Here is a 20,664-nt window from a genome sequence, read left to right as displayed (position 1 = left end):
GTCACTCGGTGATGTTGTCGCGCTCGGCACGCTCGCCGCGCTCGGCCTCGTAGAGCGCCAGCCGCTGGTTGAGGCGCCGCAGCCGGCGCTCAGTGCGGGTGAGCTCGATGTCGCTTTGCAGCGACTTGATGAACAGGACCATGACCGCGGCGAGCAACAGCAGGGCGGGCGGATAGCTGATGCCGATCAGCGCGGCCAGGCGGTCGATCAGCCCGGGCCAGGCGCCCAGGACGGCGGCGGCGGCGGCGACCAGGAGCCAGAATGCGCCATGGCCCAGACGCAGGTGGTCGAGCCGGATCAGGAAAAAGATCGCGGTGGCGAGCCCGAGGCCCAGCAGCAAGGTGGTGAGGTTGAGCGAGATCATCGACCGAGCAGATGTTTGGGGTGCCAGCGCGCCAGGCACAGCAGCGTGCTTTCGATCATGTAGCGGGCCACTTTGGGCCAGCTGGCGAAAATGCGGGACGGCCCGCCGAGCCGGGGATACATGTCTACGGGGACTTCGACGATGCGCAGGCCGGCATGGCGGAGCAGCATCAGGACGCCGAGGTCCTGATAGTCGAGCAGGGTCGCCTCCTCGTCCGCAAGGACTTCGCAGGCGGCGCGATTGTAGCAACGGAACCCCGAAGTCAGGTCCTGGATGGCGAAACCGGTGATGAGGCGGAAGTAGCGCCAGGCGATGCGCCGCGCCTGGCTGCCCCGTTGCGGGTGGGCGCCGATCACCACCGGGTGGTGGCGGCCGGCTTCGAGCAGCGCGGGAATGCAGGCGGGTTCGTGCTGGCCGTCGGCATCGAGCGTCACCACCTGCTGGTAGCCGTGTTCGAGCGCGTAGCGGATGCCGGTCTGCATCGCGCCCCAGGCGCCCATCGGCAGCACCGGGCTGATCACCACGGCACCGGCGGCACGCGCGAGGGCGGCGGTTTCGTCGGTGCTCTGGTCGTCGACCACGACGATCCGGTCCCACCCCCCGCTGCGCAGGGCGGCGATCACCTGCCCCACGGTCGCGGCCTCGTTGCGAGCGGGAATGACGATGAGCGGCGGTAGCGGAGCGGACGGGGCCCCGGGACGGATGTGGCGGTAGACCGACTGGATCCGCGCACTGCAGGCGGCGATGCCGAACCGTGCGGCCACGGCCCGGCGCCCGGCCTCACCCCAGCGCCGGGCCGTGGCCGGATCGCTGCGCAATGCTTCGATCGCGCTCCGCCATGCGGGCACGTCCCCCACCGGCACGGTGCGCCCGGCCCGGGCGCTGCGCACCAGCCAGGGCAGCCCGGAGCCGTGCAGCGCGCTGACCAGGCAGGGCTTGCCGTGCTGCATGGCTTCCATCGCGGCGATGCCGAACGCTTCGGTGCGTTCGCAGGAGGCCAGGCAGAACGCGTCGCAGCCGGCCAGCAAGGCGTGCTTGTGCGCTTCGTCGACCGGGCCGCTCAGGGTCACCCTGGGGGAGCGGCCCGACGGCGTGCAGGCTGCCACCAGGCGGGCGAGCGCTGCATGCAGTTCGCCCCCGCCGGCGATCACCAGATGCACGCCGTCCTGGTCCGCGACCGCGCGGATCAGGGTTTCGAAACCTTTGTAGTGGGCCAGCCGCCCCAGCGAGAGCAGGCGGAACGTGCCGGGCGGCCAGGGCAGCGCGGCAGCGCCTGCGACCGGCACGGGCACGGACGGCGCCCCCAGACCCAGCGGCACGGACAGGCACTTTTCGCTCCAGCGTGCGAGCGGCTCTGAGGCCGCGAGGTAATCGGGCGAAGTCGCGATCACACGCTCGGCCCGCTTCAGCACGGCCTGCTCGAAGGGCCGGTAGAAGCGGTAGGCGAGCGCCAGCGCCCGCCGCCCGGTGGACACGAGCACGTCGGAGTGCCAATGGACCACCCAGGGCAAGCAGCGCGCGCTCTGCAGGGTCAGGGCCCAGAAGGCGGAATTGTTGGGCAGGTGCAGATGCAGCAGATCGGGCTCGAAGCGGCCGATGAGCCGTGCCAGCGCACGCCGGAAACCGGGCGCCCAGGGCGCATAGACGAGGCTGAAGGCGACCGGCACGCGCACCAGCCAGTCGGGGTCGTCACCGCGCGGTTCGCCATGCACCAGGGCCGCAACATCCAGCCCCTGTGCACGCTGCGCTGCAACGAGATCGGCGAGAAAGCTCTCCATGCCGCCACGGTCGGGCGGGAAGTATTTGCCGATGTGCAGTATGCGCATGCTCGCAGTGCCTGGCGCGAAAAGCACCGGTGGGATGGTGGACAAGAGGATGCCGCAAAGGCGCGGAGTTTAACCGCGCAGCGGTTTTCGGGCAATGCAATGCAATATGCATATCGATTGCATCGTTGCATCGACCTTTTGAGAAAAGGCGAAAGGCATCTTTTTGGCCGGACAAATAGCGCGCCAGTGGAGACGTGCTCAGCCCAGCGGCACCAGCACGCGCTCGATCGCGAACAGAGCGAGGAACACGAAGAGCACCACCACGGTGATGCGGAACGCCTTCCATGCCCAGGACTTGTAGCGCGGATTGCCGGTCAGCAGCCACAGGACGACCGCCCCGCCGACGGCGAACACCGCCAGCAGCAGCAGGAAGCGCATGATCAGCACGCCGCGGCACTCCCCGGCAGGCGGCATCCGGGCGGCGAAGGCCGCCGCTCAAGGGCGGGGAAAAGGGCGGGAATGAGGCCGGGCCGATTCACGTGCGTCAGGCGAAAGCCGGAAAGGGGGCGAACTGGTGCGCGACCGCGGGCGGAGTGGCTTCGTTCTGGTCGAAGCTGACGATTTCCCAGGCTTCGCGGTCTTCCAGCAGCACACGCAGGATCTGGTTATTGAGCGCATGCCCGGCCTTGTGCGCCGAATAGGCGGCGAGCAGCGGATGGCCGCACAGGTAGAGATCGCCGATCGCGTCCAGCACCTTGTGCTTGACGAATTCGTCGGCATAGCGCAGGCCCTCGGCGTTGAGCACGCGGTACTCGTCCATCACGATCGCGTTTTCCAGGCTGCCGCCGAGGGCGAGGCCGTTGGCGCGCATGAACTCGACGTCCTGCATGAAGCCGAAGGTGCGCGCGCGGGCGACGTCGCGCACATACGACTGCTCGGCGAAGTCGATCGTGACCTGGGTCGAGGTGCTGTCGATCGCGGGGTGGTTGAAGACGATCGAAAAACTCAGGCGGAAACCGTCGTAGGGCTCGAGGCGGACCCACTTGTCGCCTTCGACGTACTCCACCGTTTTCCTGACGCGGAGGAATTTTTTCGCCGCCGGCTGCTCTTCGATGCCCGCGGACTGGAGCAGGAACACGAAGGGCGCGGAGCTACCGTCGAGGATCGGCATTTCCGGCGCATCGACGTCCACATGGAGATTGTCGATGCCCAGCCCGGCGAGCGCCGACATCAGGTGCTCGACGGTGCCGACCTTGTGCCCGTCCTTTTCCAGGCCGGAACACATGCGGGTGTCGCACACTGCATAAGGGTCGGCGGGCAGGGCCAGCGGCGGATCGAGATCGACGCGGTGGAAGACGACGCCGGTGTCGGGCGCGGCCGGGCGCAGGACCAGGGTCACCTTGCGCCCGCCATGCAGACCGACGCCGGTGGCCTTGACGACGGATTTGAGGGTGCGCTGCCTGATCATGACCGGATTCCTTTTTCGATCATGAATTTTAGCATGTGCCCCCGTTGCCGCCCGGGCCCTGCTTCAGTCGGCCTGGCGGCGCAGGAAGGCGGGAATGTCGTAGGTGCCGACGCCGCTGGTGCTCATCGCTTCGACCGTGGTCCGGCGGCCGCTGCGCATCACCGCCGGCACGTCGAGGCCATGCACGTCGACCGCGGCGCTGCTCATCGCCGGGCCGTAAGTGCCGGTGCCCTGCACCACCTGCATCACCGGCTGGCGCGCAGTGCGCGGCGCCCCCAGGCCGGTGGCGACCACGGTGATGCGGATGCGGTCTTCCATCGCGTCGTCAAACACCGTGCCGTACTTGACGAAAGCTTCGGGAGCGGCAAACGCCTGCACCGTCTTCACCGCGTCACGCACTTCGGACATCTTCAGCGACTTGCTCGCGGTGATGTTGATCAGCACGCAGCGCGCGCCCGACAGCTCGGTGCCTTCGAGCAGCGGCGACACCGCGGCCTGCTCGGCGGCGATGCGCGCGCGGTCCATGCCGGCCGCTTCGGCCGAGCCCATCATCGCCCGCCCCATTTCCGCCATCGCGGTGCGCACGTCCTGGAAGTCGACGTTCACCAGTCCGGGGACGTTGATGATCTCGGCAATGCCGCCGACCGCCGAACGCAGGACGTTGTCGGCCGAGCGGAAGCACTCCTCGAAACCGGCGTCATCGCCATAGACATCGAGCAGCCTGTCGTTGAGCACGACGATCAGCGAATCGACATGGCGGGTGAGCTCTTCCACGCCGCTTTCGGCGACTCGGATGCGGTTCTCGAAATCGAACGGCTTGGTCACCACGGCGACGGTCAGGATGCCCATTTCCTTGGCGATCTCGGCCACCACCGGCGCCGCGCCGGTGCCGGTGCCGCCGCCCATGCCGCCGGTGATGAACACCATGTGCGCGCCTTCGAGCGCGGCCGCGATCTCGTCGCGCGATTCCTGCGCGGCGGCGCGCCCGGCTTCGGGCTTGGAGCCGGCCCCCAGGCCGCTCTTGCCGAGCTGCAGTTTGAGCGGCGCGAGGCAGCGCTCGAGCGCCTGCGCGTCGGTGTTGGCCGAAATGAACTGCACGCCCTTGACGCCCTCGCGCAGCATGTGATCGACCGCGTTGCCTCCCGCACCGCCGACACCGATCACTTTGATCACGGTTCCGCACGGTTCTTTCTCAACGATTTCAAACATTTGCCTCGCCTCCTGAATTGACGATCCTGCTCGACACCGAACCCAGCCGGCTTCTATTTAGTATGTATTTTCCAGTCTACTACTAAATAAACCGATGCAACCCGGCCGGGATCTGCAACCCGGTCAAAAATTCCGCTCGAACCACGCCTTCATCCGCCCGAATACCTGCCTCACGCTGCGCACCTCGCGCGTCTGCAGTCCGCGGCGGCGCTGCGCCATCCCTTCCATCACCAGCCCCATCGCGGTCGCATAGCGCGGCTGGCACACCACGTCGGCCAGGCCGCCGTCGTACTGCGGCGCGCCGATCCGCACCGGCATGTGGAACACTTCTTCGCCCAGCTCGACCATGCCGCGCATCACCGCCGAACCGCCGGTGAGCACGACCCCGGAAGACAGCAGCTCCTCGTAGCCGCTGCGCCGCAGCTCGGCCTGGACGAGCTCGAACAGTTCGGACACGCGCGGCTCGATGACGTCCGCCAGGGCCTGGCACGACAGCTTGCGCGGCGGCCGGTCGCCCACGCCGGGCACCTCGATCATGTCCTCAGGGTCGGCGAGCGGGTGCATCGCCACGCCGTGGCGGATCTTGATTTCCTCGGCCTCCGCGGTCGGAGTGCGCAGCGCCATCGCGATATCGTTGGTGATCTGGTCGCCGGCCACCGGAATCACCGCGGTGTGGCGGATCGCACCCTGGGTGAACACGGCGATGTCGGTGGTGCCGCCGCCGATGTCGATCATGCACACGCCGAGCTCCTTCTCGTCCTCGGTCAGCACCGCGTGGCTGGAGGCGAGCGGCTGCAGGCTCAGGTCGAGGACTTCGAGGCCGCAGCGGCGCACGCACTTGATCACGTTCTGCGCCGCCGACACGGCGCCGGTGACGATATGCACCTTGACTTCGAGGCGCACGCCGCTCATCCCGATCGGTTCGCGCACGCCGCCCTGGCCGTCGATGATGAACTCCTGGGTCAGGGTGTGCAGGATCTGCTGTTCGGCGGGGATCGGCATCGCGCGCGCGACTTCGATGACGCGATCGACATCGAGCGGCGAGACTTCCTTTTCCTTCACCGCCACCGTGCCGTTGGAATTGAAGCTCTTGATGTGGCTGCCGGCGATGCCGGTATACACCTCGTGGATCTTGCACTCGGCCATCAGCTCGACCTCCTGCACCACCCGCGAGATCGCATCCACCGTGGCTTCGATATTGACCACTACGCCGCGCTTGAGCCCGCTCGCCGGCTGCGTGCCCAGGCCAACCACGTCGAGACGACCGTCGGGCTTCACCTCGGCCACCAGGCAGGTGACCTTGGCCGTGCCGATGTCGAGGCCGACGATCAGTTCCTTGTAGTTCTTGTTCATTTCTTGCCCTTCCTGCCTGCAGGCGACGCCGCCGGCAACAGCACCGAAGCGTCCGCCGGGGTCAGCGCGAAGCCGCCTGGATAGCGCAGATCCGCGACCTTGATGTCGATATCGATATTGTCCTGCACCCGCGGCCATACCGCGATGAAACGCTGCAGCCGCTCGACGAGCGGAGATTCGTCCTGGTCGCGCCCGACGATAACGGTCATCCCGTTGTCGAGGTGGAGCTGCCAGGCCTGACGCGCCGACAGCGCGAGGCCAACCAGGCGCAAGCCCAGCGGCTGGAGCATCGCGGCGAACTCGCCATGGCGCGCGAGCAGCGTGCGGGCGGAGCCCTGCGGGCCATCGAACTGGGGCAGATCGGCATTGCTCGCGGCGGTGAACACTTCACCGTAGCGGTTCACCAGGCGCGCCTCGCCGCTTTCGGACACGGTCCAGTACGCCACCGCCTCGTGTTCCTCGATCCGCAGTTCGAGCGCATCGGGCCAGCGCCGGCGCACTTCCGCCTTGCGCACCCAGGGCAGCTTCTCGAAGGTGGCGCGGACGGCGTCGAGGTCGACCATGAAGAAATTGCCCTGCACCGCCAGACGCGCCGCATATCCGAGCTGGGCCTCGGTGACGTGGGCGGGCGGCGTCAGCACCACCAGCTCGCGCAGCGGGAACAGCGGGCGCGACACGAACCAGGCCACCAGCGCCCAGCCCAGCACCACGGCCGCGCCCAGGGTGAGCAGGTCGGAGAGCAGATCGAGCAGCGCCGGCCGGTGCCACACCCCTTTCTCGGTGCTCGCACCCGCGCCCGCTCCCGCGCCGCGCTGGCGGGCGGAGCGGATCGCCGCGGGATGGGCGCGCGCTTCAGCCAAGGCGGGCCCCCTCCAGGATCTTCAGGCACAGCGCAGCGAACTCCAGCCCGGCGACGCGGGCCGACATCGGCACCAGCGAGTGCCCGGTCATTCCCGGCGAAGTGTTCATCTCGAGCAGATAGGGGCGGCCGTCGGCGGTCAGGATCAGGTCCGCCCGCCCCCAGCCGCGGCAGCCGAGCACGCGCGCCGACTTCATCACCAGCGCCTGCAGCGCCGCCTCCTCGTCCGCGGGCAGGCCGCAGGGGCAGTCGTAGCGGGTATCGTCGGTGAAATACTTGTGCTGGTAGTCGTAGTTGCCGCCGGGGGCGACGATACGCACCAGCGGCAGCGCGCGGTCTTCGAGGAAGGGCGCGGTGAGCTCCTCGCCGCTAATGAACTCCTCGGCGATCACCAGGCGGTCGTAGCGTGCCGCCAGTTCCCACGCCGCCTTCAGCTCGCCCGGCGCGGTCACCTTGGTCGCGCCCATGCTCGAGCCTTCATGCACCGGCTTGACGAAGATCGGCAGGCCCAGCTCGGCGACCACCGCCGCCCAGTCGGTGCCGGCGTCGAGGATCGCGTAGCGCGGCGTGGGCAGTCCGCTCGCCAGCCACACCATCTTGGTGCGCCACTTGTCCATCGACAACGCCGAGGCCATCACCCCGCTGCCGGTGTAGGGGATGCCCATCAGCTCGAGCGCGCCCTGCACCGTGCCGTCCTCGCCACCGCGGCCGTGCAGCGCGATGAACACGCGCGCGAAACCTTCTTCCTTCAGGATGTGCAGGTCGCGCTCGGCGGGATCGAAGCCGTGGGCATCGACGCCGGCCCCCTGCAGCGCAGCGAGCACCGCCTGCCCCGACATCAGCGACACCTCGCGCTCGGCGGAGTCTCCGCCGAACAACACCGCGACTTTGCCGAAATCCTTGTTCACACTGCGTCCTCGATTCGGGCGAGCTTGCCCGGCACCGCGCCGATGCTGCCCGCCCCCATGGTGATCACCACGTCGCCCGCGCGCGCGGCGGAAAGAATCATTTTCGGCAGCTCGGCGATGTCCTCGACGAACACCGGCTCGACCGCCCCCGCCACCCGCAGCGCGCGCGCCAGCGCGCGGCTGTCGGCGGCGACGATCGGCGCCTCGCCGGCGGCATAGACTTCGGCCAGCAGCAGCGCATCGGCGGTCGACAAGACCTTGACGAAGTCGTCGAAGCAGTCGCGGGTGCGGCTGAAGCGATGCGGCTGGAAGGCCAGCAGCAGGCGACGCCCGGGAAACGCGCCGCGCGCCGCGGCAATCGTCGCCGCCATTTCCACCGGATGGTGGCCGTAGTCGTCGATCAGGGTGAAGCTGCCGGCCTCGGCGCCGTCGGCACCCGGCAGCGCCACTTCGCCGTAGCGCTGGAAGCGCCGGCCGACGCCGTTGAACTCGGCCAGCGCCTTGACGATCGCGGCGTCGGGCACCTGCACTTCGGTCGCGACCGCGATCGCCGCGAGGGCGTTGAGGACGTTGTGCAGGCCCGGCAGGTTGAGCTCGATCGCCAGCCGCGAGGTCGTCCCATTCACCCGCACGCAGTCGAACAGCATCCGTCCGCCATCGGCGCGGACGTTTTCGGCGCGGATGTTGGCGCCCGGCGACAGGCCGTAGCGCACGATCTGCTTCGACACCCGGGGGATGATCTCGCGCACGTTGGGATCGTCCTCGCACAGCACCGCGACGCCGTAGAACGGCAGGCGCTGGAGGAAATCGACGAAGGCCTGCTTGACCCGGCCGAAGTCGTGGCCGTAGGTGTCCATGTGATCGGCGTCGATGTTGGTGACCACCGAGAGCACCGGGTTGAGCAGCAGGAAGGAGGCGTCCGACTCGTCGGCCTCGGCCACCAGGAAGTCGCCCTTGCCCAGGCGCGCATTGGCCCCGGCGGCATTGAGCCGGCCGCCGATGACGAAGGTCGGGTCGATACCGCCTTCGGCAAGGATGCTCGCCACCAGCGAGGTGGTGGTGGTCTTGCCGTGAGTGCCGGCGATGGCGATGCCGCTCTTGAAGCGCATCAGCTCGGCGAGCATCTGCGCGCGCGGCACCACCGGGATGCGGCGCGCGCGTGCGGCCGCGACTTCCGGGTTGTCGTCCTTCACCGCGGTCGACACCACCAGCACGTCGGCATCGGCAACGTTGGCCGCATCGTGGCCGCGGACGACGCGCGCGCCCATTTTCTGCAGCCTGCGGGTGGCAGCGTTGTCGCCGAGGTCGGAGCCGCTGACGCGGAACCCCTGGTTGACCAGCACTTCGGCGATGCCGCTCATGCCCGCACCGCCGATGCCGACGAAATGGATGTTCCTGACTTTGTGCTTCATGCCTGGTCTCCGCCGGCCAGCGTCACGCAGACGTCCGCGACCTGCGCCGCGGCCTGCGGCCGCGCCAGCGCGTGCGCGTGCTCGGCCATCTGCAGCAGGCGGCCGCGGTCGAGGCTGACGAGGATGCCGGCCAGGCGTTCGGGGGTGAGTTCGGGTTGCGGCAGCAGGTAGGCCGCGCCACGCGCGGCGAGAAAGCGCGCGTTGCCGGTCTGGTGGTCGTCCACCGCGTGCGGGAAGGGCACCAGCAGGCTAGCCACGCCGGCCGCGGCGAGCTCGGCCACGGTCAGCGCCCCGGCCCGGCAGATCACCAGGTCGGCCGCGGCATAGGCGGCGGCCATGTCGTCGATGAAGGCACGCTGCTCGGCCTCCACTGCGGCCTTCGCGTACGCTTCGCGCAAGGCCTCGAGCTGGCGCTCGCCGGCCTGATGGACCACCACCGGGCGCTGCTCCGGGGCGAGGCGGGCGAGCGCCTGCGGCACCGCGGCGTTGAGCGCCGCCGCCCCCAGGCTGCCGCCCACCACCAGCACGCGCAGCGGGCCGCTGCGCCCGGCGTAGCGCTCGGCCGGCGCAGGCAGCGCGGCGATGTCGGCGCGCACCGGATTGCCGATCCACTCCGCCCGCTCGAGCACCGCGGGAAAACCGCTCAGCACGCGGTCGGCGACGCGCGCGAGGACGCGGTTGGCCAGCCCGGCCACCGAGTTCTGCTCGTGCAGCACCAGCGGCCGGCCGAGCAGCGCCGCCATCATGCCGCCGGGGAAAGTGATGTAGCCGCCCATCCCGAGGACGACGTCGGGCTTCACCCGGCGCAGCGCGCGCACGGCCTGCCAGAAGCCCGACAGCAGGTTCACCGGCAGCATCAGCTTGCGCACCAGGCCCTTCCCGCGCAGCGCGCCGAAGCGCACCCACACAGTCTCGTAGCCGTGCCCCGGCACGATCCGCGCTTCCATGCCATCCGGGTTGCCCAGCCAGACGATGCGCCAGCCGCGGGCGCGCAGCGCCTCGGCGACGGCAATGCCGGGGAAGATGTGGCCGCCGGTGCCACCGGCCATGACGAGCAGCGTCTTCATCCCCGCCCCCCGCGCATCAGTTGCCGGTTTTCCCAGTCGACCCGCAACAGGATGCCGAGCGCGATGCAGTTGGCGACGATGCCCGAGCCGCCAAAGCTCATCAGCGGCAAGGTGAGGCCCTTGGTGGGCAACAAACCCATGTTGACCCCCATGTTGATGAAGGACTGGACGCCGATCCAGAGGCCGATGCCCTGCGCGACCAGTCCGGAAAAATAGTGCTCGAGGCGGATCGCCTCGCGACCGACGATGAAGGCGCGGTGCACGAGCACGGCGAACAGCGCCACCACCACCACCACCCCGACGAAGCCGAGCTCTTCGGCGATCACCGCGAGGAGGAAGTCGGTATGCGCCTCGGGCAGGTAGAACAGCTTCTCCACGCTGCCCCCGAGGCCGACCCCGAACCATTCACCGCGGCCGAAGGCGATCAGCGAGTGGGACAGCTGATAGCCCTTGCCGAACGCGTCCTGCCACGGGTCCATGAAGCCGAAGATGCGGTCGCGGCGATAGGGCGAGGTCCAGATCAGGATCATGAAGCCGATCACCGCCGCCACCGCCAGCAGGACGAACACCTTGACGTTGACCCCGCCGAGGAACAGGACGCCGAAGGCAATCACGGTGATGACGACGAAAGCGCCGAAGTCGGGTTCGCTCAGCAGCAGGAAGCCGACGAACAGGATCACCACCATCATCGGCAGGAAGCCGCGGATGAAGCTGCCCATCACGTCGAGCTTGCGCACGGTGTAGTCGGCGGCGTAGAGCGCGGCGAAGATCTTCATCAGCTCGGACGGCTGCAGGTTGACCAGGCCGAGCGACAGCCAGCGCTGCGCGCCGTTGACTTCGCGCCCCACCCCCGGGATCAGGACCACGACCAGCAGCACCACTCCGGCCACGAACAGCGCCGGCGCGAGCTGCTGCCAGCGTGCCATCGGCAGGCGGAAACCGACCAGGCCGAGGCCGATGCCGATCGCCAGAAACACGGCATGGCGGAGCAGGAAGTAATGCGGCTGGTACTGGGTGAAGCGGCTGCCCTCGGCGGTGGCGATCGAGGCCGAATACACCATCACCAGCCCGATCAGGAGCAGCCCGACCGCCGACCAGATCAGCAGCAGGTCGAGTTCCTTCGCCGGCGTCCCGCCCGGGGCGAACCGGGCACGGGCGCGCGGGTGCGCTTCGCCCCCCGCCCGTCCGGCAGCGACGGCAAAGCGCGCGGAGAGCCGGCTGGCGAACTTCATCGCGCGCTCACCTCCGCCAGCCGGCGCACCGCGGCGACGAAGACTTCGGCGCGGTGGGCGTAGTTGCGGAACATGTCGAGGCTGGCGCAGGCCGGCGACAGCAGGACCGCGTCGCCAGCCTGTGCCAGCGCCGCGGCACGCAGCACGGCGGCGTCGAGGTCGGGCGCATGCTCGAGCGCGACGCCGCACCCGGCGACCGCCCCGGCAATGCGTCCGGCATCGCGACCGAAAAGCACCGCGGCGCGCGCACGGCGCGCCAGCGCCGGCCCCAGCGGAGCGAAATCCTGACCCTTGCCGTCACCCCCGGCGAGCAGCACCACCGGGCGGTCCATGCCTTCGAGCGCGGCCACCGTGGCACCGACGTTGGTGCCCTTGGAATCGTCGTAGAAGCGCACCCCATCGACACGCTCGGCGACCAGCTCGACCCGGTGCGGCAGACCGCGAAAGGCGGTGAGCCCCGCGAGCAGGCGCTGCGGCGCGATCCCCAGCCCGCCTTCGCACAGCGCCAGCGCGGCGAGCGCGTTGGCGGCGTTGTGGCGGCCGGCGAGCGCCAGCTCGGCGAGCGCGAGCAGGGGCTCGCCGCCGCGCACCAGCCCGTCGCCGCCCGCGCCCGCGGCGATGCCGTAGTCGTCTCCCGCCGCCGCCGCGGAGCCGAAGCGGATCACGCGGCGGCCGGGCAGGGCCATCGCCGCCACCCGCGCATCGTCGCGATTGAGCACCTGCACGCCGGCGCCCTGGAAGATCCTGGCCTTGGTCGCGGCGTATTCCTCGATCCCGGCGTAACGGTCGAGGTGGTCGTCGCTGACATTGAGCACCGTCGCCGCGTCCGGGTCGAGGCCGTGCATCGTTTCGATCTGGAAGCTCGACAGCTCCAGCACCCAGCACTGCGGCAGCGCCGCACCGGCTTCCAGCCGTTCCATCAGCACATCGAGCGCGGCCGGGCTGATGTTGCCGGCCGCCACCGCGTCGATGCCGGCGGACTGCGCCAGCGCTGCGGTCAACGCGGTGGTGGTGGTCTTGCCGTTGGTGCCGGTGACGGCGAGGATGCGGGTCTGCGCGCGCACGCCGAGTTCGTCCAGGGCCTGCGCCAGCAGGCTCATCTCGCCGGTCAGCGGCAGGCCGCGGCGGCGCGCGGCGGCGGCGACGCCGGCGCGCGGGTCGAGCCCCGGGCTCAGCGCCACCAGGTCGATGCCGTCGAGCACTTCCTCGCCGAACGCGCCGGTGACGAGTTCGGCCAGCGGCGCCTCGGCGCGCAGCGCCTCCAGCCCCGGCGGCGCCGCGCGGCTGTCCGCCACGCGCAGGCGCGCGCCGCGCAGCGCGCACCAGCGCGCCATCGCCAGGCCCGACTCGCCGAGTCCGAGCACAAGGACGTGTTTTCCGGTGAGGAGGCTCATCTGAGTTTCAGCGTCGACAGACCGAACAGCACCAGCATGATGGTGATGATCCAGAAGCGGACCACAACCTGGGTTTCCTTCCAGCCACCGAGCTCGTAGTGATGGTGCAGCGGCGCCATGCGGAAGATGCGCTTGCCGCCGCTGGCCTTGAAGTACAGCACCTGCAGCATCACCGACAGGGTTTCGGCGACGAACAGCCCGCCCATGATGAAGAGCACGATCTCCTGGCGCACGATGACCGCGATCGTGCCGAGCGCGGCGCCGAGCGCGAGCGCGCCGACATCGCCCATGAAGACTTCCGCCGGATAGGCGTTGAACCACAGAAAGCCCAGCCCCGCGCCGCAGATCGCGCCGCAGAACACCGCCAGTTCGCCCGCGCCGGCGACGTAGGGCACGCCGAGGTACTTGGCGAACCCGGCATGGCCGGCGACGTAGGCGAAGATCGCCAGCGCCCCGGCCACCATCACCGTGGGCATGATCGCCAGGCCGTCGAGGCCGTCGGTGAGGTTGACCGCGTGGCTGGTGCCGTTGATCACGAAATAGCTCAGGGCGACGAAGCCGACGATCCCCAGCGGATAGGCGATGGCCTTGAAGAACGGCACGATCAGCTCGGTTTCGGCCGGCGTGCTCGCCGTCGCACCGAGGTACAGCGCCGCCGCCAGGGCGATGGCCGAAGTCCACAGGTATTTCCAGCGGCTCGCCAGCCCCTTCGGATCGCGGTGCACGACCTTGCGCCAGTCGTCGACCCAGCCCACCGCACCGAAGCCGAGCGTCACCAGCAGGGTGACCCAGAGGTAGTCGTTCGCGAGGTCGCCCCACAGCAGCATGGTGACACCGATCGCGATCAGGATCAGCGCCCCGCCCATGGTCGGCGTGCCGGCCTTGGTCAGGTGCGACTTGGGGCCGTCGTCGCGCACAGCCTGGCCGATCTTCTTCGCTGCGAGCCAGCGGATCACGCCCGGGCCGGCGACAAGCGAGATCGCCAGCGCGGTCAACGCAGCGAGCACCGTCCGCAGCGTGATGTAGCCGAAGACGTTGAAGCCGCGGATGTCCTGGCCGAGCCAGAGAGCGAGTTCCAACAACATAGAGTCAGGAGTCGGTTACGTTGAAGGGGCGGAATTGTGCATTGCCACAAGCGCATCCGCCACTCTTTCCATGCTCATGAACCTCGAGCCTTTCACCAGCACCACCGAATCCGCGTCGAGGCGCGGAGCGAGCGCCTTGACGAGCGCCTCGGCCGAGGCGAAGTGATGCCCGCCCTCGCCGAAATTGCGCACCGCAATCGCACTCATCTCGCCCAGCGCGAACAGGCCGTCGACGCCCTTGCTCTTGGCGTAGCCGCCGATCTCGTCATGCACCTGGGCGCTGATCCCGCCGACTTCCCCCATGTCGCCGAGCACCAGCCAGGTATGGCCGGGAAGCGAGGCGAGGACGTCGATGGCAGCACGCACCGAGTCCGGGTTGGCGTTGTAGGTGTCGTCCAGGATCAGGGCGCCGCGCGGACCGCTGCGCCGTTGCAGACGACCGCGCGCGCCGGTGAACCCCGCCAGCCCGTCGGCCACCGCTTCGGGCGAAACGCCCGCAGCGAGGCAGACCGCCGCCGCCCCTACGGCGTTGCGCGCATTGTGCAAACCCGGCACCTGCAGGACGAAACCAAACTGCCCGGCGGGCGTGTCGAGTTCGAGGCGGGAGCCGAGGCCGCGCAGGGTACACTGCCCGCGCACGTCCGCCGCCCGCTCGATACCGAATGTCACAATCCGGCGCCCGGCATTGACCGCGCGCCACTCGCCGGCGTGCGGGTCGTCGGCGTTGATCACGGCGATGCCGGTCGCACCCAGGCCCTGATAGATCGCCCCCTTCTCGCGGGCGACCTCCTCGACCGAGCCGAGGCCCTGCAGGTGGGCGCGCTGGGCGTTGGTGACGATCGCCGCGGTCGGCTGCGCGAGTGCGCTCAGGTAAGCGATTTCACCGGGATGGTTCATCCCCATCTCGATCACCGCCGCGCGGTGGAAGTCGCGCAGTTCGAGCAGGGTCAACGGCAGGCCGATGTCGTTGTTCAGATTGCCGCGGGTGGCGAGGACGCTGTCGTCGCCGAAACCGTCGCAGCGGGCCTGGGCGCGCAGGATCGCCGCGCACATTTCCTTGACCGTGGTCTTGCCGTTGCTGCCAGTCACCCCCAGCAGCGGCAAGGCGAAGCGGGCGCGCCAGCTCGCCGCCAGGGTGCCGAGCGCGCGCCGGGTGTCGTCGACGACGATCAGCGGCAACGGCGCGAGCGCCTGCCCGGCGGCCCACTCGGCGTCGACCAGTGCCGCCGCCGCGCCCTGCGCCGCGGCTTCGGCGACGAAGGCGTGACCGTCGAAGCGCTCGCCACGCAAGGCGACGAACAGCTGGCCGGGAACCAGCGCCCGGCTATCGCTGCCGACGCATTCGAAGCGCGCCTCCCCTTGCGCGTGCGCCTGATGGACGGCGAGCGCCCGCACCGCATCGTGCACGGTCATCATCGTTCGAGTTCCTTCGCATGCCAGGCCTGGAGGGCGAGGCGGGCCTGCTCCAGGTCGGAGAACGGCAGCCGCTGTCCGAGGATTTCCTGATAGGGCTCGTGCCCCTTGCCCGCGATCAGGACGACGTCGGCGGCACCGGCCTCGCCGATCGCGATCCCGATCGCCTGCGCCCGGTCGACCACCTGTTCGGCCTGCGCGCCGCTGCCCGCAGCGATCGCCGCCATGATCGCGAGCGGGTCTTCGCTACGTGGGTTGTCGCTGGTGATCACGACACGGTCGGCGAGCGTGCGCGCGACCTCGCCCATCAACGCACGCTTGCCGGTATCGCGATCGCCGCCGCAACCGAACACGCACACCAGCCGCCCGCCGCGCATCCGCACCGTGCCGCGCAGCGCTTCCAGCACTTTTTCCAGCGCATCCGGCGAATGCGCGTAATCGACGATCACCAGCGGCTCGCGCTCGCCGCCCACCACCTGCATCCGCCCGGCGGGCGGCGTCAGGTGCAGCAGCTGCGAAGCCACGGCCTCGAACGCCACTCCGCGCGCCAACAGTGCGGCGCCGACGGCGAGCAGGTTCGCGACATTGAAGGGCGCCACCATGCGCACCGCGAGATCAGCCTCGCGGCCGCCCCAGTGCAGCGTGAAGCGCAGCCCCGCCGCGGTGGCCTGGAGACGGTCGGCGCACAGCACACGGGCGCCGGCGACCGCGCCGGCATGGTCCGCACGCAGGGTGCAGGCGACGACGTCGCGCCCTGCGCCCGCCAGGCGCCGTGCCAGCGTCATGCCGAAGGGGTCGTCGATGTTGATCACGCAGGTTCCGACCCCGGGCATCGCGAACAGCCGCGCCTTGGCCTCGGCATACGCCTCCATCGAACCGTGGTAGTCGAGGTGGTCGCGACTCAGGTTGGTAAACAGCGCGACGTCGAAGCGCACCCCGTTGACCCGGCCCTGGTCGAGCCCGATCGAAGACACTTCCATCGCTGCGGCCGCCGCCCCGCCGGCACGGAAACGCGCCAGCCAGCGCTGCAGCTCGAGGGCGTCGGGCGTGGTATTGAGCGCCGCCTCGAGTTCGCCGGGAAAGCCGCAGCCGAGCGTGCCGACGATGCCGCAGCGCTCGCCGAGTCCGCTCAGCGCGCCGGCAAGCATCTGGCTCACCGTGGTCTTGCCGTTGGTGCCGGTGACCCCGGCCACCCACAGCGCCGCCGACGGCCGGCCGTAGATCTCGTCGGCGAGGAAGCCGGCCAGCTCCTTCAGGCCAGTGACCGCCAACGACGGCAGGGGCAGCGCTCCGGGATCGAAACCGTCGCCGTTTTCCCACAGCACCGCCCCCGCCCCGCGGGCGATGGCGTCGGCGATGTGACGGCGGCCGTCGGTGCGGACCCCGGGCCAGGCGGCGAACACCTCCCCCGGCGCAAGGCGACGCGAATCCGCACCGATTCCCTGCGGCTCAACTCCGGCTTGGCGCAGGCGGGCGAGGACTTCCTGGACTTGTCCGGCGCTCACATGCGCTCCCGGGCGGATCTGCCATCCTCGGTTTCGTCGGCCGGCTTGCGCGCGATCTGCAACGGCGCGATCGGCATGTCGGGAGCGACGCCGAGGGTGCGCAGCGAACCTTCGACCAGGCGCGCGAACACCGGTGCGGCAACGGCGCCGCCGTAGTGCTGGCCGGCCGAAGGCTCGTCGATCATCACCGCGACCACGATGCGCGGCTTCGAGGCCGGGGCGAAACCGACAAAGGAAGACACGTACTTCCTGGCATAGCGTCCGCCTTCGAGCTTGTGCGCGGTTCCGGTCTTGCCGGCGACGGTGTACCCGGCCACCTGGGCGCGCGGCGCGGTTCCCTGGGGGCCGGCGGCCAGTTCGAGCATCGTCCGGACCTCACGCGCGGTCTGCGCCGAAAAGACCCGCCGCCCCGGCGCCGGAGCGCGCTCGAGGCGGGTCAGCGACAGGGGCAGCAGTTCGCCGTCGCGGGCGAACACGAGGTAGGCCCGCGCCATCTGGATCAGGCTCACTGCGATGCCGTGGCCATAGGACATGGTCGCCTGCTCGATCGGCCGCCAGGTCTTCGCCGGCCGCACACGGCCCGCGGTCTCGCCGGGGAAGCCGAGATCGAGCGGCGCGCCGAAGCCGAGCTGATCGAACAGCTGCCACATCTCGTCGGCAGCGAACCGCTGCGCGAGCTTGACCGTGCCGACGTTCGACGACTTCTGCACCACCTGGGACACGGTGATCGGGCCGTGACGCTTGGTGTCGGAAATCGTCGCCGAACCGATCGTCAGCCGGCCGTTGCCGGTGTCGATCAGGGTGCCCGGCTCGACCTTGCCCTTCTCCAGGGCGAGCGCGGCGATGAAGGGTTTCATCACCGAGCCGGGTTCGAAGCTGTCGGTGAACACCCGGTTGCGCAGCTGGGCACCGCTCAGATCGGCACGGTTGTTGGGGTTGAAGGTCGGCGCATTGGCCAGCGCCAGCACTTCGCCGCTTTGCGCATCGAGCACCACGACCGCGCCGGCCTTGGCCTTGTGCTGCTGCATCGCGTCGCGCAGCGCCGACCAGGCGAGGTACTGGACCTTGCCGTCGATCGACAGCGCGACGTCATCGCCGTCGCGCGGCGGGCGGATCGCTTCCACGTCCTCGACGATCTGGCCGCGCCGGTCCTTGATCACCCGGCGCAGCCCGGGGCGGCCGGCGAGCCGCTTCTCGAACGCGAGTTCGATGCCTTCCTGGCCTTTATCCTCGACATCGGTGAAGCCGAGGATGTGGGCCATCACTTCGCCGCCCGGGTAGTAGCGGCGATATTCCTGCTGCTGATGGATGCCCGCCAGCCCGAGCTCGGCGACCTGCTGCGCCACTTCGGGCACGAGCTGGCGTTTCAGGTAGACGAAGTCGCGGCTCGACCCGAGCTTGCCGTTGAGCTCGTTGATGTCCATCTCCAGCAAGCGTGCCAGCTCGCGCGCCTGCGCCGGCTCCAGCCGTACGTCGGCGGGCAGGGCCCAGACCGAACGCACCGGCGTGCTCACCGCGAGCACATTGCCGTGGCGGTCGGTGATGCGGCCCCGGGTCGCGGAAATTTCCAGCGTGCGCGCATAGCGCGACTCGCCCTTGGCCTGGAGGAAGTCGTTGTTCACCCCCTGCAGGTAGAGCGCGCGCCCGCCGAGCGCGAGCGAGCAGGCCATCAGCCCGAGCATCACCACGCGCGCGCGCCAGGCCGGCAGCGCGTGCTTGAGCAGCGGATTGTGATTGAAGGTGACGGTACGCTGATTTTTCATGATTGCGGCTCCACCACCAGCACCTGGCCGGGCGTCGGCGCCCCCATGCCCAGGCGCCCGCGGGCGAACGACTCGATACGCCCATGCGCCGCCCAGGTGCTTTGTTCGAGTTGCAGGCGGCCCCATTCCACTTCCAGGGCGCGCGCGCGCGCCTGTTCGCGCTCGTGCTCGGCATGCAGCTTGCGCGCCTGATGCTGGGCCGACACCACGCCCAGCGCACTGGCCACGGCCAGCGCCACCAGCACCGCGTCGGCGCGCATCATGGCGTCGCCCCGGTACGCTCGGCGACCCGCATCACCGCGCTGCGCGCGCGCGGGTTCGCTGCGACTTCGGTTTCGCCCGGCCGCAGCGCCCGCCCCACCTGTTTCAGCCGGGGCGCCGGCAGATCTGCAGCACGCACCGGCAAGCGGCGCGGCAGCACAGGAGGACGCGACTCGTCGCGCATGAAGCGCTTGACGATGCGGTCCTCGAGCGAATGGAAGCTGATCACCACCAGGCGGCCGCCGGCACGCAGCCGAGCGACGCAGGCCGGCAACACCCGGCTCAGCTCCTCGAGCTCCTGATTGATGAAAATCCGAAGAGCCTGGAAGGTGCGTGTCGCCGGGTGCTGCCCCGGCTCGCGCGTACGGACCGCCTTTTCCACGATCGCGGCAAGTTGTCCAGTGGTTGCGACAGCCCCCCCTGTCCGAGCAGCTGCAATCGCCTTTGCAACCGCATAAGCAAACCGTTCCTCTCCATAATCCCTGATGACCTCCGTAATCTCGCCGACGGAGGCTTCCGCCAGCCATTCCGCCGCGGTCTGCCCGCGGCTCGTATCCATGCGCATGTCGAGCGGAGCATCGAAACGAAAGCTCATGCCGCGCGCGGCGTCGTCCAGTTGCGGGGACGAGACCCCCAGATCGAGCAGCACCCCGTCCACCCGCTCCAGCCCCAGCCGCGCGAGCGTCTCGTCCAGATCGCTGAACGGGGCATGGACCAGGGTCAGCCGCGGATCGCCCAACGCCTGCCCGGCTTCGATCGCCGCCGGGTCGCGGTCGAAGGCGATCAGCCGCCCCTCCGCCCCCAGCCGCGCGAGCACCGCACGGCTGTGGCCACCGCGCCCGAAGGTGCCGTCGACATAGACGCCGTCGCCCCGGATGGCGAGTGCATCGACGGCTTCGTCGAGCAGGACAGTGACGTGGTGATGAGGGGTATTCACAGCGCCAGGCTCTCGAAACCCGGCGGCAGTCCGGTATTGACCAGATCGAGCATCGCCTGCTGCTGCTGCTGCCAGCCGGCGTCGGACCACAGTTCGAAGTGACTGCCCTGGCCGACGAGCCAGACCTGCTTCTCGAGCTTGGCGAACTGGCGCAGCGAGGGCGCGACCAGAACCCGCCCCGCGGCATCGAGCGCCTCTTCCTGGGCGAAACCGACGAGCAGGCGCTTGAGCATCGCCGACAGCGGATCGAGTCCCGGCGCGGCGAGCACCTTGTCGCGGATCGGCACCCAGGCCGGCACCGGATAGACGAGCAGGCAGCCGTGCGGGTGGGCGGTGAGGACCACCTGGCCGGCCTCGACCGCGAGGGCGTCACGATGCCGCGCGGGGATCGCGAGGCGACCCTTGGCATCGAGATTGAGCGCTGCGGCTCCTTGGAACATCGTCCCCCCTGACGGTGCCGGGAAAGCATCCGAACGACACTTTTCCCCACTTTTCTCCACTGGAACCCACTTTAGTTCAAAGGAAATACCCGGTCAACATCGATCGCTCCGAATTTCTTTATGACACAATGACTTAGCTCAAAACCCAAAGGCGTAAATAATCCCTGAAAAATCAATGGATATAGCGCAGAAAGCTCGAATTCCACGCGAACACGGGCGCCCCCTCGC

General features: G+C 69.4%; 19 protein-coding genes. All 19 read right to left on the bottom strand.

Features of this window, described 5'->3' with window-relative positions; translation table 11 throughout:
* Position 1: 1 nt before the first annotated feature.
* A complete protein-coding gene (locus tag Tharo_RS04675) occupies positions 2-364 on the bottom strand; it encodes a DUF2304 family protein (RefSeq protein WP_107220201.1) in 363 nt (120 codons plus the stop codon).
* A complete protein-coding gene (locus Tharo_RS04670; protein WP_107220200.1) occupies positions 361-2,190 on the bottom strand; it encodes a glycosyltransferase in 1,830 nt (609 codons plus the stop codon). The genes Tharo_RS04675 and Tharo_RS04670 overlap by 4 nt, the downstream gene beginning before the upstream one ends.
* 198 nt (positions 2,191-2,388) lie before the next feature.
* Entirely contained in the window at positions 2,389-2,577 is a 189-nt protein-coding gene (locus Tharo_RS04665) for a hypothetical protein (RefSeq protein WP_107222306.1), read from the bottom strand.
* 97 nt (positions 2,578-2,674) lie between these two features.
* Positions 2,675-3,598: a UDP-3-O-acyl-N-acetylglucosamine deacetylase gene (gene lpxC / locus Tharo_RS04660; RefSeq protein WP_107220199.1), complete on the bottom strand. Its 924-nt coding sequence runs from the start codon at positions 3,596-3,598 to the stop codon at positions 2,675-2,677.
* Between the two features lie 63 nt (positions 3,599-3,661).
* Positions 3,662-4,807 carry a cell division protein FtsZ gene (gene ftsZ, locus Tharo_RS04655; protein ID WP_107220198.1) on the bottom strand — a complete coding sequence of 382 codons (1,146 nt, stop codon included), beginning with the start codon at positions 4,805-4,807 and terminating at the stop codon, positions 3,662-3,664.
* Between the two features lie 123 nt (positions 4,808-4,930).
* Entirely contained in the window at positions 4,931-6,160 is a 1,230-nt protein-coding gene (gene ftsA / locus Tharo_RS04650; RefSeq protein ID WP_107220197.1) for a cell division protein FtsA, read from the bottom strand.
* Positions 6,157-7,020 carry a cell division protein FtsQ/DivIB gene (locus Tharo_RS04645; protein WP_107220196.1) on the bottom strand — a complete coding sequence of 288 codons (864 nt, stop codon included), beginning with the start codon at positions 7,018-7,020 and terminating at the stop codon, positions 6,157-6,159. Before Tharo_RS04645 ends, ftsA begins: the two co-directional genes overlap by 4 nt.
* Positions 7,013-7,927, bottom strand: coding sequence for a D-alanine--D-alanine ligase (locus tag Tharo_RS04640; RefSeq protein WP_107220195.1), 915 nt, complete (start codon positions 7,925-7,927; stop codon positions 7,013-7,015). Before Tharo_RS04640 ends, Tharo_RS04645 begins: the two co-directional genes overlap by 8 nt.
* The gene (murC, locus tag Tharo_RS04635; RefSeq protein WP_107220194.1) at positions 7,924-9,339 is read right to left on the bottom strand and encodes a UDP-N-acetylmuramate--L-alanine ligase; all 1,416 of its coding nucleotides are present in this window, start codon (positions 9,337-9,339) and stop codon (positions 7,924-7,926) included. Before murC ends, Tharo_RS04640 begins: the two co-directional genes overlap by 4 nt.
* Positions 9,336-10,406, bottom strand: a complete 1,071-nt coding sequence (gene murG / locus Tharo_RS04630; protein ID WP_107220193.1) for an undecaprenyldiphospho-muramoylpentapeptide beta-N-acetylglucosaminyltransferase — start codon at positions 10,404-10,406, stop codon at positions 9,336-9,338. The genes murC and murG overlap by 4 nt, the downstream gene beginning before the upstream one ends.
* Complete coding sequence (ftsW, locus tag Tharo_RS04625; protein ID WP_107220192.1) at positions 10,403-11,638, bottom strand: putative lipid II flippase FtsW; 1,236 nt, start codon at positions 11,636-11,638, stop codon at positions 10,403-10,405. The genes murG and ftsW overlap by 4 nt, the downstream gene beginning before the upstream one ends.
* On the bottom strand, positions 11,635-13,032 hold the full coding sequence (gene murD / locus Tharo_RS04620) for a UDP-N-acetylmuramoyl-L-alanine--D-glutamate ligase (protein WP_107220191.1): 1,398 nt from the start codon (positions 13,030-13,032) through the stop codon (positions 11,635-11,637). Before murD ends, ftsW begins: the two co-directional genes overlap by 4 nt.
* Positions 13,029-14,117 (bottom strand): phospho-N-acetylmuramoyl-pentapeptide-transferase, encoded by a 1,089-nt coding sequence (gene mraY, locus Tharo_RS04615; RefSeq protein WP_107220190.1) that lies wholly within the window; start codon positions 14,115-14,117, stop codon positions 13,029-13,031. Before mraY ends, murD begins: the two co-directional genes overlap by 4 nt.
* A gap of 15 nt (positions 14,118-14,132) precedes the next feature.
* The gene (locus Tharo_RS04610; RefSeq protein ID WP_107220189.1) at positions 14,133-15,533 is read right to left on the bottom strand and encodes a UDP-N-acetylmuramoyl-tripeptide--D-alanyl-D-alanine ligase; all 1,401 of its coding nucleotides are present in this window, start codon (positions 15,531-15,533) and stop codon (positions 14,133-14,135) included.
* The gene (locus Tharo_RS04605) at positions 15,530-17,035 is read right to left on the bottom strand and encodes a UDP-N-acetylmuramoyl-L-alanyl-D-glutamate--2,6-diaminopimelate ligase (protein WP_107220188.1); all 1,506 of its coding nucleotides are present in this window, start codon (positions 17,033-17,035) and stop codon (positions 15,530-15,532) included. Before Tharo_RS04605 ends, Tharo_RS04610 begins: the two co-directional genes overlap by 4 nt.
* Positions 17,032-18,798 carry a peptidoglycan D,D-transpeptidase FtsI family protein gene (locus Tharo_RS04600; RefSeq protein ID WP_107220187.1) on the bottom strand — a complete coding sequence of 589 codons (1,767 nt, stop codon included), beginning with the start codon at positions 18,796-18,798 and terminating at the stop codon, positions 17,032-17,034. Before Tharo_RS04600 ends, Tharo_RS04605 begins: the two co-directional genes overlap by 4 nt.
* Entirely contained in the window at positions 18,795-19,061 is a 267-nt protein-coding gene (gene ftsL, locus Tharo_RS04595; protein ID WP_107220186.1) for a cell division protein FtsL, read from the bottom strand. Before ftsL ends, Tharo_RS04600 begins: the two co-directional genes overlap by 4 nt.
* Entirely contained in the window at positions 19,058-19,996 is a 939-nt protein-coding gene (gene rsmH, locus Tharo_RS04590; RefSeq protein ID WP_107220185.1) for a 16S rRNA (cytosine(1402)-N(4))-methyltransferase RsmH, read from the bottom strand. The genes ftsL and rsmH overlap by 4 nt, the downstream gene beginning before the upstream one ends.
* Positions 19,993-20,436: a division/cell wall cluster transcriptional repressor MraZ gene (gene mraZ / locus Tharo_RS04585; protein ID WP_107220184.1), complete on the bottom strand. Its 444-nt coding sequence runs from the start codon at positions 20,434-20,436 to the stop codon at positions 19,993-19,995. The genes rsmH and mraZ overlap by 4 nt, the downstream gene beginning before the upstream one ends.
* Between the last annotated feature and the right edge of the window lie 228 nt (positions 20,437-20,664).

It is taken from the genome of Thauera aromatica K172 (assembly GCF_003030465.1).
GTDB lineage: Bacteria > Pseudomonadota > Gammaproteobacteria > Burkholderiales > Rhodocyclaceae > Thauera > Thauera aromatica.
Note: the sequence above shows the minus strand (reverse complement) of the source record. Positions and strands in the feature narration are given on the sequence as shown.

Coding starts and splice junctions, on each gene's coding strand:
- lpxC (WP_107220199.1), bottom strand. CDS start 3,598: ATGATCAGGCAGCGCACCCTCAAATCCGTCGTCAAGGCCACCGGCGTC.
- mraY (WP_107220190.1), bottom strand. CDS start 14,117: ATGTTGTTGGAACTCGCTCTCTGGCTCGGCCAGGACATCCGCGGCTTC.
- ftsA (WP_107220197.1), bottom strand. CDS start 6,160: ATGAACAAGAACTACAAGGAACTGATCGTCGGCCTCGACATCGGCACG.
- Tharo_RS04675 (WP_107220201.1), bottom strand. CDS start 364: ATGATCTCGCTCAACCTCACCACCTTGCTGCTGGGCCTCGGGCTCGCC.
- murC (WP_107220194.1), bottom strand. CDS start 9,339: ATGAAGCACAAAGTCAGGAACATCCATTTCGTCGGCATCGGCGGTGCG.
- Tharo_RS04600 (WP_107220187.1), bottom strand. CDS start 18,798: ATGAAAAATCAGCGTACCGTCACCTTCAATCACAATCCGCTGCTCAAG.
- ftsW (WP_107220192.1), bottom strand. CDS start 11,638: ATGAAGTTCGCCAGCCGGCTCTCCGCGCGCTTTGCCGTCGCTGCCGGA.
- ftsL (WP_107220186.1), bottom strand. CDS start 19,061: ATGATGCGCGCCGACGCGGTGCTGGTGGCGCTGGCCGTGGCCAGTGCG.
- ftsZ (WP_107220198.1), bottom strand. CDS start 4,807: ATGTTTGAAATCGTTGAGAAAGAACCGTGCGGAACCGTGATCAAAGTG.
- Tharo_RS04610 (WP_107220189.1), bottom strand. CDS start 15,533: ATGATGACCGTGCACGATGCGGTGCGGGCGCTCGCCGTCCATCAGGCG.
- Tharo_RS04670 (WP_107220200.1), bottom strand. CDS start 2,190: ATGCGCATACTGCACATCGGCAAATACTTCCCGCCCGACCGTGGCGGC.
- murD (WP_107220191.1), bottom strand. CDS start 13,032: ATGAGCCTCCTCACCGGAAAACACGTCCTTGTGCTCGGACTCGGCGAG.
- murG (WP_107220193.1), bottom strand. CDS start 10,406: ATGAAGACGCTGCTCGTCATGGCCGGTGGCACCGGCGGCCACATCTTC.
- mraZ (WP_107220184.1), bottom strand. CDS start 20,436: ATGTTCCAAGGAGCCGCAGCGCTCAATCTCGATGCCAAGGGTCGCCTC.